The 16786-nt window shown below is 35.9% G+C and carries 17 protein-coding genes and 1 pseudogene; 8 read left to right on the top strand and 10 right to left on the bottom strand.

Features of this window, described 5'->3' with window-relative positions; all coding sequences use genetic code 11:
• The first annotated feature begins 58 nt into the window (after positions 1-58).
• Together HF196_RS00510 and fumC are read left to right on the top strand one after the other, a co-directional pair.
• Positions 59-217, top strand: coding sequence for a hypothetical protein (locus HF196_RS00510; protein WP_168455352.1), 159 nt, complete (start codon positions 59-61; stop codon positions 215-217).
• A gap of 64 nt (positions 218-281) precedes the next feature.
• Positions 282-1664 carry a class II fumarate hydratase gene (gene fumC / locus HF196_RS00505; protein WP_168455351.1) on the top strand — a complete coding sequence of 461 codons (1383 nt, stop codon included), beginning with the start codon at positions 282-284 and terminating at the stop codon, positions 1662-1664.
• Here fumC and HF196_RS00500 read toward each other — a convergent pair.
• The 4 genes from HF196_RS00500 to HF196_RS00485 all read right to left on the bottom strand — a co-directional run bounded on the left by HF196_RS00500 (position 1659) and on the right by HF196_RS00485 (position 3975).
• Positions 1659-2054 carry a hypothetical protein gene (locus tag HF196_RS00500; protein ID WP_168455350.1) on the bottom strand — a complete coding sequence of 132 codons (396 nt, stop codon included), beginning with the start codon at positions 2052-2054 and terminating at the stop codon, positions 1659-1661. The genes fumC and HF196_RS00500 overlap by 6 nt on opposite strands.
• Positions 2055-2190: 136 nt before the next feature.
• Entirely contained in the window at positions 2191-2571 is a 381-nt protein-coding gene (locus HF196_RS00495) for a cytochrome c-type biogenesis protein (RefSeq protein WP_168455349.1), read from the bottom strand.
• On the bottom strand, positions 2555-3613 hold the full coding sequence (locus HF196_RS00490) for a hypothetical protein (protein WP_168455348.1): 1059 nt from the start codon (positions 3611-3613) through the stop codon (positions 2555-2557). Before HF196_RS00490 ends, HF196_RS00495 begins: the two co-directional genes overlap by 17 nt.
• 2 nt (positions 3614-3615) lie before the next feature.
• The gene (locus HF196_RS00485) at positions 3616-3975 is read right to left on the bottom strand and encodes a ferredoxin family 2Fe-2S iron-sulfur cluster binding protein (protein WP_168455347.1); all 360 of its coding nucleotides are present in this window, start codon (positions 3973-3975) and stop codon (positions 3616-3618) included.
• 120 nt (positions 3976-4095) lie between these two features.
• On the opposite strand from HF196_RS00485, the gene HF196_RS00480 reads away from it, so the two are divergent.
• The 3 genes and pseudogenes from HF196_RS00480 (at position 4096) to HF196_RS05850 (ending at position 7692) form a co-directional block, all read left to right on the top strand.
• Positions 4096-5655, top strand: a complete 1560-nt coding sequence (locus HF196_RS00480) for a Mur ligase family protein (RefSeq protein ID WP_168455346.1) — start codon at positions 4096-4098, stop codon at positions 5653-5655.
• A 6-nt stretch (positions 5656-5661) separates the two neighbouring features.
• Entirely contained in the window at positions 5662-6261 is a 600-nt protein-coding gene (locus HF196_RS00475) for a COQ9 family protein (RefSeq protein WP_168455345.1), read from the top strand.
• A 98-nt stretch (positions 6262-6359) separates the two neighbouring features.
• Positions 6360-7692 (top strand): annotated as a pseudogene (locus HF196_RS05850) (alpha/beta hydrolase family protein).
• Here the strand turns inward: HF196_RS05850 and rsmD are convergent.
• Positions 7689-8237, bottom strand: coding sequence for a 16S rRNA (guanine(966)-N(2))-methyltransferase RsmD (gene rsmD / locus HF196_RS00465; protein WP_168455344.1), 549 nt, complete (start codon positions 8235-8237; stop codon positions 7689-7691). The pseudogene HF196_RS05850 and the gene rsmD overlap by 4 nt on opposite strands.
• 866 nt (positions 8238-9103) lie before the next feature.
• Here rsmD and HF196_RS00460 point away from each other — a divergent pair.
• Both HF196_RS00460 and HF196_RS00455 read left to right on the top strand, forming a co-directional pair.
• Positions 9104-9379: a hypothetical protein gene (locus HF196_RS00460; protein ID WP_168455343.1), complete on the top strand. Its 276-nt coding sequence runs from the start codon at positions 9104-9106 to the stop codon at positions 9377-9379.
• A gap of 43 nt (positions 9380-9422) precedes the next feature.
• Positions 9423-9635: a hypothetical protein gene (locus tag HF196_RS00455; protein WP_168455342.1), complete on the top strand. Its 213-nt coding sequence runs from the start codon at positions 9423-9425 to the stop codon at positions 9633-9635.
• 285 nt (positions 9636-9920) lie between these two features.
• Here the strand turns inward: HF196_RS00455 and HF196_RS00450 are convergent, their stop codons facing one another.
• From HF196_RS00450 to HF196_RS00435, 4 genes are all read right to left on the bottom strand, one after another.
• The gene (locus tag HF196_RS00450; protein ID WP_168455341.1) at positions 9921-10874 is read right to left on the bottom strand and encodes an IS110 family RNA-guided transposase; all 954 of its coding nucleotides are present in this window, start codon (positions 10872-10874) and stop codon (positions 9921-9923) included.
• A 913-nt stretch (positions 10875-11787) separates the two neighbouring features.
• Positions 11788-12543, bottom strand: coding sequence for an alpha/beta hydrolase (locus HF196_RS00445; RefSeq protein WP_168455340.1), 756 nt, complete (start codon positions 12541-12543; stop codon positions 11788-11790).
• Between the two features lies 1 nt (position 12544).
• Positions 12545-13072, bottom strand: a complete 528-nt coding sequence (locus HF196_RS00440) for a c-type cytochrome (protein WP_168455339.1) — start codon at positions 13070-13072, stop codon at positions 12545-12547.
• A gap of 134 nt (positions 13073-13206) precedes the next feature.
• A complete protein-coding gene (locus HF196_RS00435; RefSeq protein WP_168455338.1) occupies positions 13207-13761 on the bottom strand; it encodes a DUF554 family protein in 555 nt (184 codons plus the stop codon).
• Between the two features lie 147 nt (positions 13762-13908).
• On the opposite strand from HF196_RS00435, the gene recJ reads away from it, so the two are divergent.
• A complete protein-coding gene (recJ, locus tag HF196_RS00430; RefSeq protein ID WP_168455337.1) occupies positions 13909-15648 on the top strand; it encodes a single-stranded-DNA-specific exonuclease RecJ in 1740 nt (579 codons plus the stop codon).
• Positions 15649-15829: 181 nt separating this feature from the next.
• On the opposite strand, the gene dusB is transcribed toward recJ, so the two are convergent.
• Complete coding sequence (dusB, locus tag HF196_RS00425) at positions 15830-16780, bottom strand: tRNA dihydrouridine synthase DusB (RefSeq protein WP_168455336.1); 951 nt, start codon at positions 16778-16780, stop codon at positions 15830-15832.
• Positions 16781-16786: the final 6 nt, after the last annotated feature.

The raw sequence follows: 16786 nt of genomic DNA, 5'->3' as shown, positions 1-16786 counted from the left end.
AAATGTCTGGACACTTGACATTGGAGTCAAATAAGCTTACTTATGTATAAGAGTCGTTATGTTTAATGCCTGTAAACTACATGTAGCATTCAAAGGAGTTAGCTTAATTAACCAAAAGAGAAGAAGCATCATGTGGCAGAGTTATGTAGTGAAACTAATTCCAGTGTTATGTACTGGTATTGGTCTTGTTATTGGATGTGTAAAAGTTTCTACATAGCTGTTGAGTTAACACTTGTGTGACCAGTTCATCAAGTAACAAAATCTAATATGGAGGAAAAAATATGATTAGAATAGAATCAGACAGCTTAGGTGAAGTAAAAGTACTAAGTGAACACTACTGGGGAGCACAAACACAACGTTCCTTGGAAAATTTTAAAATTGGCACAGAAAAAATGCCAGAACCTCTAATTAAAGCGTTAGCAATAGTAAAACTTGCAGCAGCACGTGTAAACATGAAGCATGGTGCTATAGATGACAAAGTAGGAAATGCGATCTGCACAGCCGCACAAGAGGTCATAGATGGTAAATTCAACAACGAGTTCCCACTTGTTGTATGGCAAACCGGATCTGGAACTCAGACTAATATGAATATGAATGAAGTAATCAGCAATCGCGCAATAGAAATCTTGGGCGGCAACTTGGGCAGTAAATCTCCAGTACATCCAAACGACCATGTAAATTATGGTCAGTCATCAAATGACACTTTTCCAACAGCAATGCATATAGCAACAGCAAAACAGGTAAATTGCTCTCTCATTCCAAATCTTGAAGCACTATACAAGGTACTAAATGATAAAACCCTAGAATTTAAAAATGTAATAAAAGTAGGACGTACCCATTTGCAAGATGCAACGCCTCTAACATTGGGGCAGGAGTTTTCCGGCTATGCAGTTCAAATTAAAAAGGGAACAGAGAGAATAAAGTCAACCTTAAGTAATGTGTATGAGCTTGCACAAGGTGGCACTGCAGTTGGTACGGGACTCAATACTAAAAAAGGCTTTGCTGAGGATTTCGTAAAGCAAGTTGTAGAAATTACTAATCTTCCATTTACTTCAGCAGGCAATAAGTTTGAAGCGTTGGCAGCAAATGATGCTTTAGTTGAGCTGAGCGGAGCTCTCAATACAGTAGCAGTTAGTTTAATGAAAATTGCGAATGATATAAGGTTGCTTGGGTCTGGTCCAAGGTGCGGGATTGGTGAAATAGTATTACCAGAAAATGAACCTGGCTCTTCAATTATGCCAGGCAAGGTGAATCCAACTCAATGTGAAGCAGTAACCATGGTATGTGCTCAAGTTATGGGAAATCATGTTACTGTAACTATCAGTGGTTCAAACGGCCATTTTGAATTAAACGTGTTTAAGCCAGTAATAATTTACAATGTTTTACAGTCTGTAAGACTTTTAGCTGATGCAAGTTTAAATTTCACAGAAAAATGTGTGATTGGCATTAAGGCAAATGAAAAGAGAATAAAAGATCTGCTGAATCAGTCATTAATGTTGGTCACTATATTAAATACGCATATAGGATATGACAATGCAGCAAAAATAGCCAAACTTGCTTATAAAGAAAATATCACCTTAAAGGAAGCGGCAGTGAAGCTTGAGCTGCTTACTGAGAAAGAGTTTGAAGAAATAGTTAAACCAGAAGAAATGGTGAATTTATAAATCACCAGCTTTATTATTAGCACTTGAAACAATTTCTATTATTTCTTTTATCCTATTGTCCGCCAACATTTTCAGTTCTTTACCGTATCTGTAATAATTTCGCTTTATAGTGCATAACTCATCCGCAGAGTGATGATCTAGCTTAGGGTAATATTCATAGTCACAGCTTTCTTTGGCACCTCCTGCACCTATAGGCAACGCTAAAAGTGGAAATAGAACCAGTAGTAAAATTAGCAGGATCTTTGTACAACTACTGTTTGAGTGACAATACTCTTTTGGTGTCATTCCAGCGCACGACGCTGGAATCCAGAAAAAAAAAGATATGGATTTCAGTATCAAGCACTGAGATGACAAAAGATGGTATAATAAATTCCGTAAGAAGCCTTTCATACTGAATATTTAAGCTCAATTACATTATAAATCTATTAATCACGAAAGAAGAAAGACTATCAATTTTTCTGTCTTTTTATTTGCAATTCACTGTAAAAATTAAGTATGCCTAGTAGAACCCAATGGAAAATGGAGTTCAATACTGGGTATACTTTCGTATCATAAAATATCCTGTTGGTAGAATTATAAGTGGAATAAACCATAAAACGTAAGTACTAGATTTGACAGGTGGAACAATTATAATTGAGTCGCCGTAAGAATTTTTTAGCTCTGAGATTATTTGCTCGTCAGTATACCCATCACTAATTTTTTTACGAATCGTCTTGCGCATATCGCGTGCAATCTTAGACTCGGATTCAGATAATGACTCACCAGAACATATTGGACACTTTATTATTTCAAATAAATTAGTTGCTCGCTTTTCCATACTTTTATCTATGAGCTTATCATCCAAAGTAAAAGCGTTTATGCTTAAGTGGAATGTCAATGTAAAAAGCAAGCTAACTACTGCTTTCATTCTCGGTTAGCTCGGTGATTTGACTTAGTTGGTTCATAAAATCAGTAGCAGATAACTTTCCAATAAAACTTGACCCTACATCATCGTTGTATTTTATTGAAAATTGAATGCTGTCGTCAGTTGTTTTCTCTGACAAGGAAGATATTAATTTTTCAAGCGCATCCGAGGCTTTCGAGTGATTTTTTTCGCCAGTCACAAACGAGATCAATTTTTGATAATTTGATATGACCACGTCAATTTTGTCTTTAAATGAAGATGTAACCAGATTGTAATTGTTTATTCCACCGTCTGCAGTAAGGGAGAAATTATTACTCTGAACTAAAAATTTTTCTATGTTGAAATTAATTCTGGAAGCTGAGATGTGGTTTACAAATTCGCAGTCAAATTTAGTGTCAACACTAAGGTAACTTTCAGGATTTGCAGTATTTTTATACCGATAAGTATAAAAATCAAATTCTAGCTTAGCATTTCCACTAAGTTCTTTATCTAGGTAAAATTGAATGTAATTGCTTTTGCCATTCACTTCGGTTACAATACCCTGTTGACTTTCTGAATCAGGTGAAACATCACATTTTAATCCATAATCTTCGTAACGAAGTGTGTTTATATAATCTATCATGGTACTATTTCTGTCAAACCTTAGCGAAGATGGTAAATCGTTTAGTTTAACAACAAAGTGATTGTTATTGTTTGTGTAACATTTTATATTCTTTGTCCCGTTGCCATGAACAGTAATATTGATTTTATTGCTTGGTACATAGATATATATTGATTTATCTAATAATCTGTTTTTTATCACTAAAGCTTCGGATGAGATAGTTAATTGCTCATTGGAAAACTTTGGATTTGTCACGCGAAAATTTATGCTAGAAGGGAATCCGCTAAAGTCATATGAAATATCGAATTTCTCGTCGTTAACATATAGTATTGTCTCAGCTAAAAGATTTTTTGTTTTACATGCAGAAAAATACCAAAAACCACTATAAGCCGTAGGAATAAACAAAAGTAAAAAGATAGTAATATAGATGAAAACCTTACGCACAGCTAATCATTCCCTTGTTTATCGAGCGATATGTTTCTTGTTCCTCTTGGTATGGTTACACACAAACCATCAATATCTTTTGTAATTTTTATTTGGCATCCAAGCCTTGATGTCTCTGTCAAGCCAAAAGCTAGATCCAACATATCATTTTCCTCATCAGATATGGGATTATACATTTCTACAGCATCATAAAATTTTGGATCAACGATTACATGGCATGTAGAGCAGGCAAGAGAACCTTCACATGCACCTTCAAGCAAATCTGGATCACTCCTGTGAGCTAAGTTAAGCAGAGTTTCCCCCTCTGCAGCCTCATAGCTTTTCTTACTTCCATCAGGTAAAATAAAAGTAACAGATGGCATATTATTTTCCTATTAAAATCCTTACTAATTTCCCCATATCTTACAGGCAATAATTAACATTTGCAAATTCTTTACGTTAATACTATTAAGAATTTATATAACATCTTCCGAAAACAAGTAATGCAACTGAATAAATACAAAAATCAAAATGTTGCGATTTTTGGTCTTGGCAAAACTGGTTTGTCTGTCATTAATGCTCTAATGAAGAGCAGTGCAAGAATATATGCGTGGGATGATAACGAAGAGCAAATAGCAGATGCAAAAATGGTGTATCGGGAGTGTAATTTTATTCATCCTAAAGAATATAATTGGCATGAAATAAGAACGTTGATTTTAAGCCCTGGAGTGCCAATTTCATATCCAACGCCGCATTGGATAGTGAAACTTGCAAAAAGCATTGATTGCAAAATAAAATCGGATATCGAGCTATTTCTTGAAACTAAAACTGCAAATCAGAAGGTAATAGGCGTCGCAGGAACAAATGGCAAGTCAACTACTGTGTCACTAATAGGGCACGTATTAAAATTTGCAGGAAAAAAAGTAGCTATTGGTGGAAATTTAGGTGTTCCTGTTTTGGATCTAGAAAGAGACGCAGAAATTTATGTAATTGAGTTCTCCTCTTTTCAATTGGAGCTGATGAATGAAATTAACGTGGACATTGCAATATTACTAAACATCACACCAGACCACATAGACAGACATGGAAGTATGGAAAATTACATAGCAACTAAATCAAAACTGATAAACGGTAGTGAAATTGCTGTGATAGGATGTGATAACAAAATTACCGCTGATATATTCAATAAATTCACTGGAAATAAGATTCCAATCTCAGCTTCGATGTTACCTTTTTTGTCATCGCAGTGCTTTGACACACAACTATACGAAGATTGTGATTTAAGTCCATCAATAGGGTGTCATCCCAGTGCTCCGACACTGGGATCCAGTTTTTCATATCAAAAATGTTTATTTAACGTAAGACCAGCTCCAAGTTTACAATTAAAATCTCTGGATTCCAGCGTCACGCGCTGGAATGACAAAAGGGGTACTGGGACCCAGAAAACAAGAAGCATAGATCCCAGTGTCAGGCACTGGGATGACAACGGTGATCTAAGTAACGTGAAAATAAACTTAACATCCAACGCGGAAAACATAGCAGCCGCATATGCCGTATGTAAGCTGCTTAAAATAGATAACAACACCATTATCGATGGAGTCAAATCCTTTCCAGGATTAAAACATAGAAATGAACTACTCGGCAAAATAGCAAATGTCCTTTTTGTGAATGATAGCAAAGCAACTAATGCACAGTCGAGCGAAAAGGCAATTTTGTCTTATAGTAACATATACTGGATTGTTGGTGGAAGAAGTAAAGAAGGTGGCATAGAGTCACTAAGCAAGTACTTTACAAGAATTAGAAAAGCTTTTCTAATTGGAGAATCAACAGAAGCTTTTGCAAATGTTATAGGGAATAAAGTAGATTGTATGAAGTGTTACAATCTAGAAAACGCATTTAAACTGGCTTTCGAAGAGGCCATAAATAGCAAAGAAGAAATAACGATATTGCTTTCTCCTGCATGTTCTTCTTTTGATCAGTGGAAAAATTTTGAAGAACGAGGTGATACATTTTGCAGAATGTTTGAAAATCTCAGGTACAATTACATGTGCTGTTCAGTATAATGTTGTATGAAACAAGATAAAATAAAATCAGTAGTAGACGAGCTGATTAGAATCATTCCATTTGAGGGGATAAGCGATGAAACCTTATTGAAAGTGTGCACAGATCTTAACCTAGCCAATAGCTTTTGCAAATTTCAAAATGGAATATATAGTGCTTTGGAGTATATAGCAGAGGATTTAAATAGTTCAATGGCAACCAAACTCAGAAACTCCAATTTAGAAGATATGAAAGTGCGGGAGCGGGTAAAATTAGCTGTTCAAATACGCCTCTCAAACTACGCTAAACTACCAAATTATAGAGAATTTTTAAAAAATGTTTTACTATTTTCTATATTGCCAAAGAATACATACTTTTCTAGTAAACTCTTGTACAGAACTGTTAGTGCAATTTGGTATGGCATCTACGATCAATCGACAGATTTTAATTACTACACAAAACGGGCAATATTAGCTGGGGTATACCTAAGTACAATGCTCTTTTTCATTAATGACTATTCAGAAGGTTTTGCAGATACTCTATCGTTCCTTGATAGACGTATCAACAACGTCATGGCATTTCAAAGGTTTAAAACTCACTTAAAGGGAATTATAGGAAATTTCTTGTAAGCTTTTCATCATATTAGTTATTCGCGTTTATACTGGTTATCTAGACTCCTTTAAATTTTATGTTAAAATAAACTGGATATTTATCAGCCAATGAAAAGATGAAAGTTATTTATCATATCAAGAATAATACCAAACCAGAAGATAATAAAAAACACGTAATAAACTTTTTTGGAATGTTTGGATGTATTAAGCTTCATGCGCTCAATTAAAGATGTATCCGAGAAGCAAAAAAGTAAGTTCGTTAAATATTATTTTGACTATCCTTATTTTGCTAGAATCGTTAATTCAGAATTCTTCAAAGAGGAATTGAAGAGTGAAGCAAAAAAATTTGGTACAAAAATAGTGTTGCTGTGGTTATTTCCTGGTATCTTATCTGCTGCTTCTAACGTACTGCTATACTTGGCATATAAGAATCAAAAACCAAAAAAGGTGCTTATAGGGTTAGCTTGTACATCAATAGTATTATCAATTTTAGCTGCTGTATGTTTTGTTGTATTTTGCTTATGGATGTTTTTTGACTTCGTTAAAAAAAGGTTTGTTGTACATAGAATCAAAAACTTTTTAGAAAATGAAGTCAGCCCTGAGTGGATAAGGCTTTATAAAGAAAAACTTACAAAAAAGACTTGTAACCAAAGTTTAGAAAAAGATATAGAAGATATTATAGAATTCCTCTTAGAAGAAGAGAAAGTTGTAGCTCTGTACAACTTTTTAACAAATGGACAAGATTTAATTCAGGCCGGAGTAGCAATGGTAAATATGTTGCTTGTACATGGCGTAGATCCAAACAACATAGTTTTAGATGCTAACTCTCTTGGAGGAGGAATTGCAGCAGAAGTTTTAAAAAGATTTGAAGATCAGGGTATTTATTTGACGCTAATTCACAGTAACTCTTATAGCTCACTTAAGGATGCAACTAATAACTTCCCCCATGGAGTAGGAGATTTTTTTACAAGGTGGCTTCCTGCAAAATTCTTGAATTTTTGGTTCACACGCTGTGGATTAGATTTTAATGCACGGAAGATTATAGAGAATACGAAATGTCCTGTATTAATTACTGGCAGGAAAGGTGATACTGTAATTCCGGAAGAAGCACAACTTGTTAACAAACTTGATGATCTATCCGGAGAAAGGTTAAGGCGAAATATAGTGCTTGAACATAATCCTAATGTTCCTTGTAAGAATCAGAATATTCACAGCGATTATAAAGAACATTTAGTTCATTATGAGAATAACGGTAGTGTGACAAAGCACGAAGACATAGAAGATAAATTTATTCAAGATGCACATGAATATTTAGTAGATAAAGGGCTTAACAAAAAATTTAATCTAAATGACTACATTGGAAGTGCTTTTTCTAGAAACTTGACAGACATAAAATTAGAACCCCTAAAGGCATTGAAATCCCAAAATGAAGGATATATGCAAGTTTAAGTTGATAGGGAAAGAAAAATTATTCTTGCTATGCCGTAAGTGCGCTCCAAGACTATACTAAAATTTTTGTTGCACTGAAAATCTTCGTTTTTCCTAATCTCTAGAATTATCAGTGCATCATCACTTAGCCAGCCTGAGTGGGCTAATCCGTCTAAAGTTGAGCGAGCCAAATTACTATTATAAGGTGGATCTATAAAAACTACATCACACTTAGAAATAGGTTTTGGCAACTCGCTGGCATTGCAGCAAATTAGCGTAACATCACCTGTAACTCCAAAATTTTCTGCTGTTTTCTTAGGCAATTGCAAATTGTAATAGTCTGAATCTACCATAAATGCATGTTTAGCACCACGAGAAAGCGCTTCAAATGAAAAAGAACCACTGCCACAGAATAAATCAAGCACATTCAAACTGTAAACAGGCTTTTTTGAAGAAAGTATATTAAATACCGCCTCGCGAACAATACTCATGGTTGGTCGTGCGGCTAAATGCTTGCCTGTAGCTATTTTCTTCCCACGATACTTCCCTGCAATAACACGCAGCATATTAAAAGAGCTCTAAAGTAACTAATTATTTAACAATCTACAACTAATGTCAAATAGATCCCTAGCACAACAACGCATTGAAAAACCACTTGACGTTTCCAAAAAGTCTGCTTATCATGTGGCTGAAGCTATTTATTTATCTTCAGTCTGTGCAGATAAAATGACAAAAAACTCAATGTATTTGGCGTCTCATGTTTAATTTTTTGCACTATGTGCACTTATGTCTTTAATAAACTTTCAAGGTTTTTACCTATATAAGCTAAAATGCGCTTGTTAAAGCGTTTAAAACAGTAAAAAACGCCGATTAAAAGATAGATAGTGAATAACTAGCTAACAGGGTTTCTTTTGCCTTTTTTTTCTGCTTAGTAAATTTCTTAACGTTTAAATTTAGATCAGTTGCGGTTTAAAAGCAGCGAGATTAGACGTTTAGAATAAAAAAACGCCAGTTTATAAAGTTAATATAAATAATTAGCCACCAACGGGGTTTCTTTTGCCTTTTTTTCTCATTTAGTAAATTTCTTAAACTCTGTCATTTCAACGTGTAACGCTAGAATCTACAACCCTATCATTCTAGTGCTTGATGCTGGAATCCAGCCTTATTTTCATTTTTACGCAAAATCGAAAATAAGAGCTCTCTTATGTTCATCCACGCAAATAAGGTAAGCCTTATTTTCATTTTTATATAGAATCGAAAATAAGAAATTTCTTGTGTTCATCGAAGGGTGTCATTCCAGCGCTTGATGCTGGAATCCAGCCTTATTTTCATTTTTACGCAAAATCGAAAATAAGAGCTCTCTTATGTTCATCCACGCAAATAAGGTAAGCCTTATTTTCATTTTTATATAGAATCGAAAATAAGAAATTTCTTGTGTTCATCGAAGGGTGTCATTCCAGCGCGTGACGCTGGAATCCAGCCTTATTTTCATTTTTATACAAAATCGAAAATAAGAGGTTTCTTATGTTCATCCACGCAAATGGATAAGCCTTATTTTCATTTTTATATAGAATCGAAAATAAGAAATTTCTTGTGTTCATCGAAGGGTGTCATTCCAGCGCTTGATGCTGGAATCCAGCCTTATTTTCATTTTTACGCAAAATCGAAAATAAGAGCTCTCTTATGTTCATCCACGCAAATAAGGTAAGCCTTATTTTCATTTTTATATAGAATCGAAAATAAGAAATTTCTTGTGTTCATCGAAGGGTGTCATTCCAGCGCGTGACGCTGGAATCCAGCCTTATTTTCATTTTTATACAAAATCGAAAATAAGAGGTTTCTTATGTTCATCCACGCAAATGGATAAGCCTTATTTTCATTTTTATACAGAATCGAAAATAGGAGGTTTCTTATGTTTATCAAAGGATGCCATTCCAGCGCGTGACGTTAACTCACTTTATTAGGAAGAGCACAGGTAAGCTTTAACACAAAATTATACTATCAAAACAGCAGGCACTACGTTCCGAGTGCTCAGATAAACCCTTCTCGAGTTACCTGTATCAACTATGTTTTTTAAAAAATTTTTTATTTGTGTAATTTTGCAACTTGACCCAATCATGTAGGTAATAAAAACCCATTCGTCATAGGAATAGAATTTTATGTCAAACAGCTATTGCCTGCTTAAGCCAATGAATATATGAATAAGTACTTTAAGTTTGTGTGGACGTACTTATTCACAATATTCATTTTCAGTTGCTACTGTGTGAAGTAATTGCTGCTTTAAGTCTTGCATTAGCAATTACTATAATTTTACGCATAAGAGCTGCTATAGCCACCATCTTCTTCTTACCACTTTCAACAAGCTTAGAATAAAAGGCACCAAGTACAGATTTTGACTTTGTAGCAGCTATGGCTGATATGAAGAGCTTTGAACGAACATTACTTCTACCGCCCATAATCCTTCGGTAACCAACAGCTTTACCACTTTCCTTAGGATGAGGTGCTACTCCGGCAAGACTTGCTACTTCTTTTCTACTTAAGTAGCCAAGCTCTGGCATTAAACACAAAAAATCTTGTGATAACTTTTTGCCTATTCCAGGAACTGTTTTAAGGATTTTTTGACGTTGTTGTAGCTCATGGCTTTCATCAATAATTTTTTGTATAGTGTCATTGAGTTCGTTTATTTGACTATTGAAAAATTCAATGGTCTTCTGGCAACTTTCCCTTGTATGGTCATTTTCAGGAGCTTCCAGTCTACACTTTTCCTGAGTTCTCATTTGCGTAATGTCATCACGACGTTGACACAGTGCAGCTAGAGTTGATTGTTCTTTTGACGTAGGTACAAATAGAGAGAGAGTTCTATGGCGTTCACATCCGTATTGAGCAAGAGCCATCGCATCTGATTTATCAGACTTTGCTAAAGTTCCGTGCGACAAGATAAAACTTCTTACTTTTCGAGTATTAGCTCGATGTACTGCAATATTCTTGTCAACAAGAAAATGTGATAAATCAAGCTCATATTTGCCTGTATTTTCTAAAGTTACCAAAGAATTGGGTAAGATATCTGAAAACTTTTTGAACAACAGTTGCCAACCATCAGCATTATTGTCGAACTTGATAATGTAATTTTGGTTGTAAACTGCAGCAACATTTTTAAATTTTCCGATGTCAATGCCAATAAAATTTTGATAAGATGTAACCATAATAAACCTCGATAGTTTTAGCTAATTTTAGATTGTAAACGGGCGCATATATATGTCCCAAACAACTATTCAAACGTATCGAGAGATAGGGCTAGTGTACCTTGATACAAACGGTTGTAATACCAATAGGTTTTCGGTCGCACACGCCCGTGATAACTCTATTCCTATAGTGAGTAGAGTTATCTTCCCTCTTACTTCATTTATATCATGTTTTTAACTTACAATAGTTTAGATAAACGGTTTGACGGTAGAATTTTGATTCATTGCAGAATAATTATAGCATAGCTGTTTTTAGATAATAGACTTCTTGCATAACCTAAACAGAAAAAGGCAATTTACTCTCCATTTTTAATATCGGCATTTTTTCTACGCTGCGTGTTTTTAAGTTGCCCTAGTTATCAAGATTTAAAAAATTTACTAAATAGAAAAAAAGCAAAAGAAACCCTGGTCAGTATTTATTTTCAGTATTGGCGTTTTTGTGTCTTAAACGCTGCAATTTAGCTGCTTTTAAACGCAACTAGTCTAAGCTATAATATTTAAGAAATTTACCAGACAGGAAGAAAAGACAACAAAACCCCGAGGTAGCTAGTTATTCCACTCTCTATTTTAAAATCCGGCGTTGGGTGATGTCTTAAACGACTTATAAGCGCGTTTCAGCTTGTATGGGCAAAAACCCGAAGTTTTAAAAAGACATGCAGTGCACATAGTGCGAAAAATTAAACAATAGTACGCCAAATACAAGTTCTCTTGTCATTTTAACCTGTACAGATTGGGAAGTTAAACAAATAGCTTCAGTACTATGATAAGCGAACTTTTTGAAACTGTCAAGTGGTTTTTGTTTCTCCAATGCGCTGCCGAAAACTATGCAATAAGTCTACTATTTAAGGCAATAACGTTTTCTCATCTATCATCTCTAGGACCGTACATCTATAGGTAAAAGCTCCGTAATGGTCTGAAATAAAATTTTCAATGAATGGTTGTCGGACATATTATGCTCTGCCGATTTTATCAAGTGTACTTCGACGTTAGCTGATTTAATTTTTTCAGCTAAATTCAACGAAGTTTGGTAAGGAATATCTTCATCATTAATGCTGTGTAGTAAGCGTACAGGAGAGTTTATACCTATTGTCTCTTTTTTTAGAAGGAGGTTTTTTCTGCCATCTTCTATCAAATTCTTGGCTATTTTGTATGTACAATGCCCTGAAGTAAAATCTATTACACCTTTAGAATCTAGTTCTTCTTTTTGCTTGTCTGACAACTGCTTGAATATTAAATCTTCAGTGAAATCAGGAGCAGATGATATACCAATTAGTGCTGCAATTCTTTCTGGAAATTGAAGAGCGGTGAGCAACATCAGCCACCCTCCCATACTTGAGCCTATAATTATCTGTTTGCCACTGGTTAATTCACTAATGATTCTAGCGCAATTTTTTTGCCAATCACTTATTGTATAATCAATAAAATCACCACTTGAATGGCCGTGACCAAAGTAGTCAAACAGCACAAGTGCTATATTATTTTCCTGACAAAACCTGTAGATTGCAGTTGCTTTAGCGCCATTCATGTTGGATGCAAACCCACCGAAAAAAACTATAGAAGCTTTTTTTCCTTGTAGCTTGCGATATGCTATGTACTGGCCATTTTCATCAGGCAGCTTGCAGTAGTCCATATTACTTTGGTAAATCAACGGGATTATCGCTTAGTTGACGCAAGTAACTAACTAAGTCTGCAATTTCTTGGGGAGTCGAAATACCTGCAAACGCCATACGCGTACCTTTGATATAAGCTTTTGGATTCTTCAGGAAGGCAAATAGTTCTTCATATCCCCACTTTCCGCCCTTTTTAAGCACTGCTTTTGAGTAATTGTATGAATTGCCAAGATGTGCTTTTTTGCTTCCCACTATGTTCCATAGATTTGGCCCTACTTTATTTGCTCCGCCTTTTTCAAAACTATGGCAGGCTATGCATTTTTTTGCTGCCGATTTGCCTTTTTCAAAGCTTGCACTTTGCATAAGTGCTCCAATATCAAGCGCTACTTGTTCGATTTTTTGCTGAGGCTCATTAGCGCTAGTAGCTACTACCGTTTGATGTTCAATCTTATAATCCTCCGGACTGTAAAGCATATCAACTACGTTACTGACTATCATAATTATCAATCCAGAAAGTAAAATCGATGCTGCAATCTTATTAAGCTCCATAATTAACTTATCAATTGGTATTGCCTAGATTATGCAAGTATTTTCGAAAACAGCAACCGATTACCTTGTGTTCTATCGAAAGTGAAAATTTCTACCACTTAAAAGCGGTAAAAGTAAATCTCTTTTAATTCCGCTTAAGCAGTCCGTGGTCCAATTACATAATCATCTGAAGTAACAAATTCATGTATACTTCCTGCAAACACTGACGTAACAACCGCCCCTGTGATTATTCCTGTAGGTAGTGCAAAAGCGCCTATTCCTGCACCTACTGCTATTGCCCACCAAGTTGCAAAAACACCAGGAAGAACAGCATTTGCGGTTGCAGCAAGACATGCTCCAGTCGCTACACTTGCAATTGCCCCAAAAAGGAAGGATGGCATAAACGCTGCTATTGCGCGTTTCTCTACAATACCTTCTTCCTTTTTCCATCTGTTAATGTCATTATGATAGTAACAGCGTAACCCTATAGCTACAAGCACTAACGAAACTGGCAATACAGCACCAATAACTCCGCCTATAACTAAAGGTGATAAGGCTGTCAAACTGGGTACTAACCCTGCAAGCGCTCCTGTTACAGTGCCCACTCCTACAGATATTCCTACGACTATTCTTGCATAAAACTGACAGTCGTAAGTCTTATCTATTTCCTTGTTACGACCCCATTTATAATTGTTCTTTCTACCACTCATACAATCTCTACAATGCTTTGCCAGAAAGTGTATAATAGCACTTTTACTTAAGTTTGCAAATTGCAATATCTGATCGCTCAGAGGAATAACAAATACAATTGTGGAACAGGTTTAAGAGTTTTGGTAAAGTAGTTTTATTTACAAAACATGCTACTTGATATTGAAAAACGCAGCATAACAAATGCACTGTGGAAGTTGCAAGAAGCAGATCAAAGGGAGGTCTTAACTCTTACTCAAAGATTTGAATTACCAGAAATACTCGCGAGAGCGCTGGTTAATCGCGGTGTTAACGTAGAAAGTGCCGGTAGTTTCTTATATCCACTAATCAGGTCACTACTACCAGATCCATTTCATCTTCTTGACATGGATAAAGCCGTTTGCCGTATAATACGGGCAATAAGCAATAATGAAAACATAGCAATATTTGGTGACTATGATGTTGATGGTGCAACTTCATCAGCATTGATTAACAGATACCTAAGAATGATTGGTGTACACTCTATAATCTACATTCCAGATCGTGTTGATGAGGGTTATGGGTTAAATGTCGATGCTTTATTACAGCTTAAAAAGAAAGGTATTGATTTATGTATTTCAGTTGATTGTGGTACGCTTGCGTATCAGCCAATAGAAGAGGCAAAGGGCTTTGGTCTTGATATTATAGTTATTGATCATCACCTTGGTACAGAAAAACTACCGAGTGCTGTAGCAGTTGTTAACCCAAACCGTCTTGATGAGAGTTCTCCTTATATTAGCCTCGCAGCAGTTGGAGTGTCATTTCTGCTGGTTGTTGCTCTTAACAAAAGCCTACGTGAACAGGGATTTTTCACTAATAGAAAAGAACCAGATTTATTTAATCTACTTGATCTTGTTGCTCTCGGTACTGTTTGCGATGTTATGCAGATCACGGGCCTCAATAGAGCATTTGTCTCACAAGGATTGAAAGTCATGTCAGCAAGAAAAAATGTCGGCTTGCGTGTTCTATCTGATGCTTTAGGAATTCTTGAAAAGCCAAGTGTTTCTCGGCTGGGTTTTAATATCGGACCGTGCATAAATTCTGGAGGAAGAATCGGAGAAGCATCGCTCGGTGCAAGGCTGCTCTCTACAGATAACGAAGAAGAAGCATATTCTATCGCACTAAAACTAATAGATTTAAATAATGCAAGAAAGATGCTAGAAAATGAGGCTTTTTTGGAGGCTGCAACGCAGGTGAAAAAGTCCACGCAATCAGGCGCAAAATTTATCATGGTAAGTGGCAATTGGCATCAGGGAATAATTGGCATCATTGCATCAAGATTAAAGGAGCAGTTTCACTTACCAACGATAGTAATATCTTTAAGTAATGGAATAGGAAAAGCAAGTTGCAGGTCAATCCCTGGAGTCGACATTGGTGCTGCAGTTCTTTCCGCAAAACTTACAAATCTAATTACTGAAGGTGGCGGCCATAGTATGGCAGCAGGGTTTTCAGTTGAAGAAAATAAAATAAATCATTTATATGACTTTTTTACCGAGAGGTTTACAAATTCCACAAATGACAAAGCTCTGAAAGCAGATGGTATGGTAACTGTTAAAGCGATTAACTTATCCCTATGGAATCAACTGCAACGTTTGGAACCATTTGGTGTTGGTAATCCTGAACCGAGATTTATCATTCGGGGAGCAAAGATCAGGAAGCCTGAAATTGTAGGGGTTGACCACATAAAATGCATTATTGCTGACAATGATGCTATGGTCAGGGCTATTGCTTTTCGCTCTGCCAATACTCACCTTGGTTCCGCTATCATGCAGGGGAATATTGAAGCTATTTTAGGTAAAATTTCCATGAATTACTGGAACGGCAATGAATTTGTACAATTTTTAATAGAAGATGTGTTGACCATTGACTAAATCATCTAGCAAAAACTAAAAAAGCCTTCCAACTTTAAGGAGTCAAATGGCTATTTATGATGAATTTTGTCGGCAATTGTTGGCTTTTGTGAACGAGCTTAATTATTACGACACTAAGGGGTGTTTTTAACTTTAAACTTGATTTTAATTTGCGTGAATGTTTACAGTATGTCTAATATCTTCAACCAAAAAAGCTAACTATATTTTCCTTCACTTCCATGCTATCTGTCATGTTGTTTACTCTCACACGAAATTCAGATGAGTTTTTAAACCCGCTGCTATACCAGCCTATGTGTTTGCGTGCCATTTTTATTCCCATGTCATTTCCATAATACTCAAGAATACTATCGTAATGTTCAAGTATGATGTTTAATCTCTCTGAAGCTACTGGCTCAGAAATTTCACCTCCACTTAGAAAGTTCATTGCTTGATTAATGAGCCAAGGTTTGCCATAAGCACCACGACCTATCATCACTCCATCCGCTCCAGACTCTTTGAGCGCGTTTTGAATGTCATTCAAACTTTTAATATCGCCATTTACTATCACTGGAATTTTTACTTGCTCTTTGACATTCCTAATGAATTTCCAATCTGCTTGCCCGTTATAAAGCTGTGCCCTTGTTCTGCCGTGCACAGTGATCATTTTTGCACCTAAATCCTCTGCGATTTTTGCTAAACGTGGAGCGTTGCGATTTTCGTCGTTCCATCCAGTGCGCATTTTTACCGTAACTGGCACATTAACTGCTTTGACCACAGCTTCAATTATTGCAGCAGCCTTTTTTTCATCGCGCATTAGCGCCGATCCTGCATAACCATTTACAACTTTTTTAACTGGGCAACCAAAGTTTATATCTATGATTTTAGCCCCCATATCCTCATTTAATTTTGCAGCCTCCGCCATAACATCTGGCTCGCACCCAGCGAGTTGCACAGCAGTTAATTCATCAACTTTTGCTTTTTGTATGCTCTGGCGAGTTTGCATAATCATAGCTCTGCTGGCGATCATTTCTGAGACTAACAAACTTGCACCGAGCTTCTTCACAATGCTTCTAAACGGATAATCAGTTACTCCGGACATTGGTGCCAAAATTACCGGAGAGTCAATCGTCAAATTTCCTATTTGGAGGGGCATAGGATG

This window comes from Wolbachia endosymbiont of Ctenocephalides felis wCfeJ (assembly GCF_012277315.1).
Classification (GTDB): Bacteria; Pseudomonadota; Alphaproteobacteria; order Rickettsiales; family Anaplasmataceae; genus Wolbachia.
The sequence above is the reverse complement of the archived record's forward strand: the minus strand, read 5'-3'. Positions and strand labels throughout refer to the sequence as shown.

What these genes read in the sequence shown, in the direction of transcription:
- fumC (WP_168455351.1), top strand. Translation starts at nt 282, where the DNA reads ATGATTAGAATAGAATCAGACAGCTTAGGTGAAGTAAAAGTACTAAGT.
- HF196_RS00510 (WP_168455352.1), top strand. Translation starts at nt 59, where the DNA reads ATGTTTAATGCCTGTAAACTACATGTAGCATTCAAAGGAGTTAGCTTA.
- HF196_RS00500 (WP_168455350.1), bottom strand. Translation starts at nt 2,054, where the DNA reads ATGAAAGGCTTCTTACGGAATTTATTATACCATCTTTTGTCATCTCAG.
- HF196_RS00495 (WP_168455349.1), bottom strand. Translation starts at nt 2,571, where the DNA reads ATGAAAGCAGTAGTTAGCTTGCTTTTTACATTGACATTCCACTTAAGC.
- HF196_RS00480 (WP_168455346.1), top strand. Translation starts at nt 4,096, where the DNA reads ATGCAACTGAATAAATACAAAAATCAAAATGTTGCGATTTTTGGTCTT.
- recJ (WP_168455337.1), top strand. Translation starts at nt 13,909, where the DNA reads ATGCTACTTGATATTGAAAAACGCAGCATAACAAATGCACTGTGGAAG.
- HF196_RS00485 (WP_168455347.1), bottom strand. Translation starts at nt 3,975, where the DNA reads ATGCCATCTGTTACTTTTATTTTACCTGATGGAAGTAAGAAAAGCTAT.
- HF196_RS00435 (WP_168455338.1), bottom strand. Translation starts at nt 13,761, where the DNA reads ATGAGTGGTAGAAAGAACAATTATAAATGGGGTCGTAACAAGGAAATA.
- HF196_RS00445 (WP_168455340.1), bottom strand. Translation starts at nt 12,543, where the DNA reads ATGGACTACTGCAAGCTGCCTGATGAAAATGGCCAGTACATAGCATAT.
- HF196_RS00450 (WP_168455341.1), bottom strand. Translation starts at nt 10,874, where the DNA reads ATGGTTACATCTTATCAAAATTTTATTGGCATTGACATCGGAAAATTT.
- HF196_RS00475 (WP_168455345.1), top strand. Translation starts at nt 5,662, where the DNA reads ATGAAACAAGATAAAATAAAATCAGTAGTAGACGAGCTGATTAGAATC.
- rsmD (WP_168455344.1), bottom strand. Translation starts at nt 8,237, where the DNA reads ATGCTGCGTGTTATTGCAGGGAAGTATCGTGGGAAGAAAATAGCTACA.
- HF196_RS00440 (WP_168455339.1), bottom strand. Translation starts at nt 13,072, where the DNA reads ATGGAGCTTAATAAGATTGCAGCATCGATTTTACTTTCTGGATTGATA.
- dusB (WP_168455336.1), bottom strand. Translation starts at nt 16,780, where the DNA reads ATGCCCCTCCAAATAGGAAATTTGACGATTGACTCTCCGGTAATTTTG.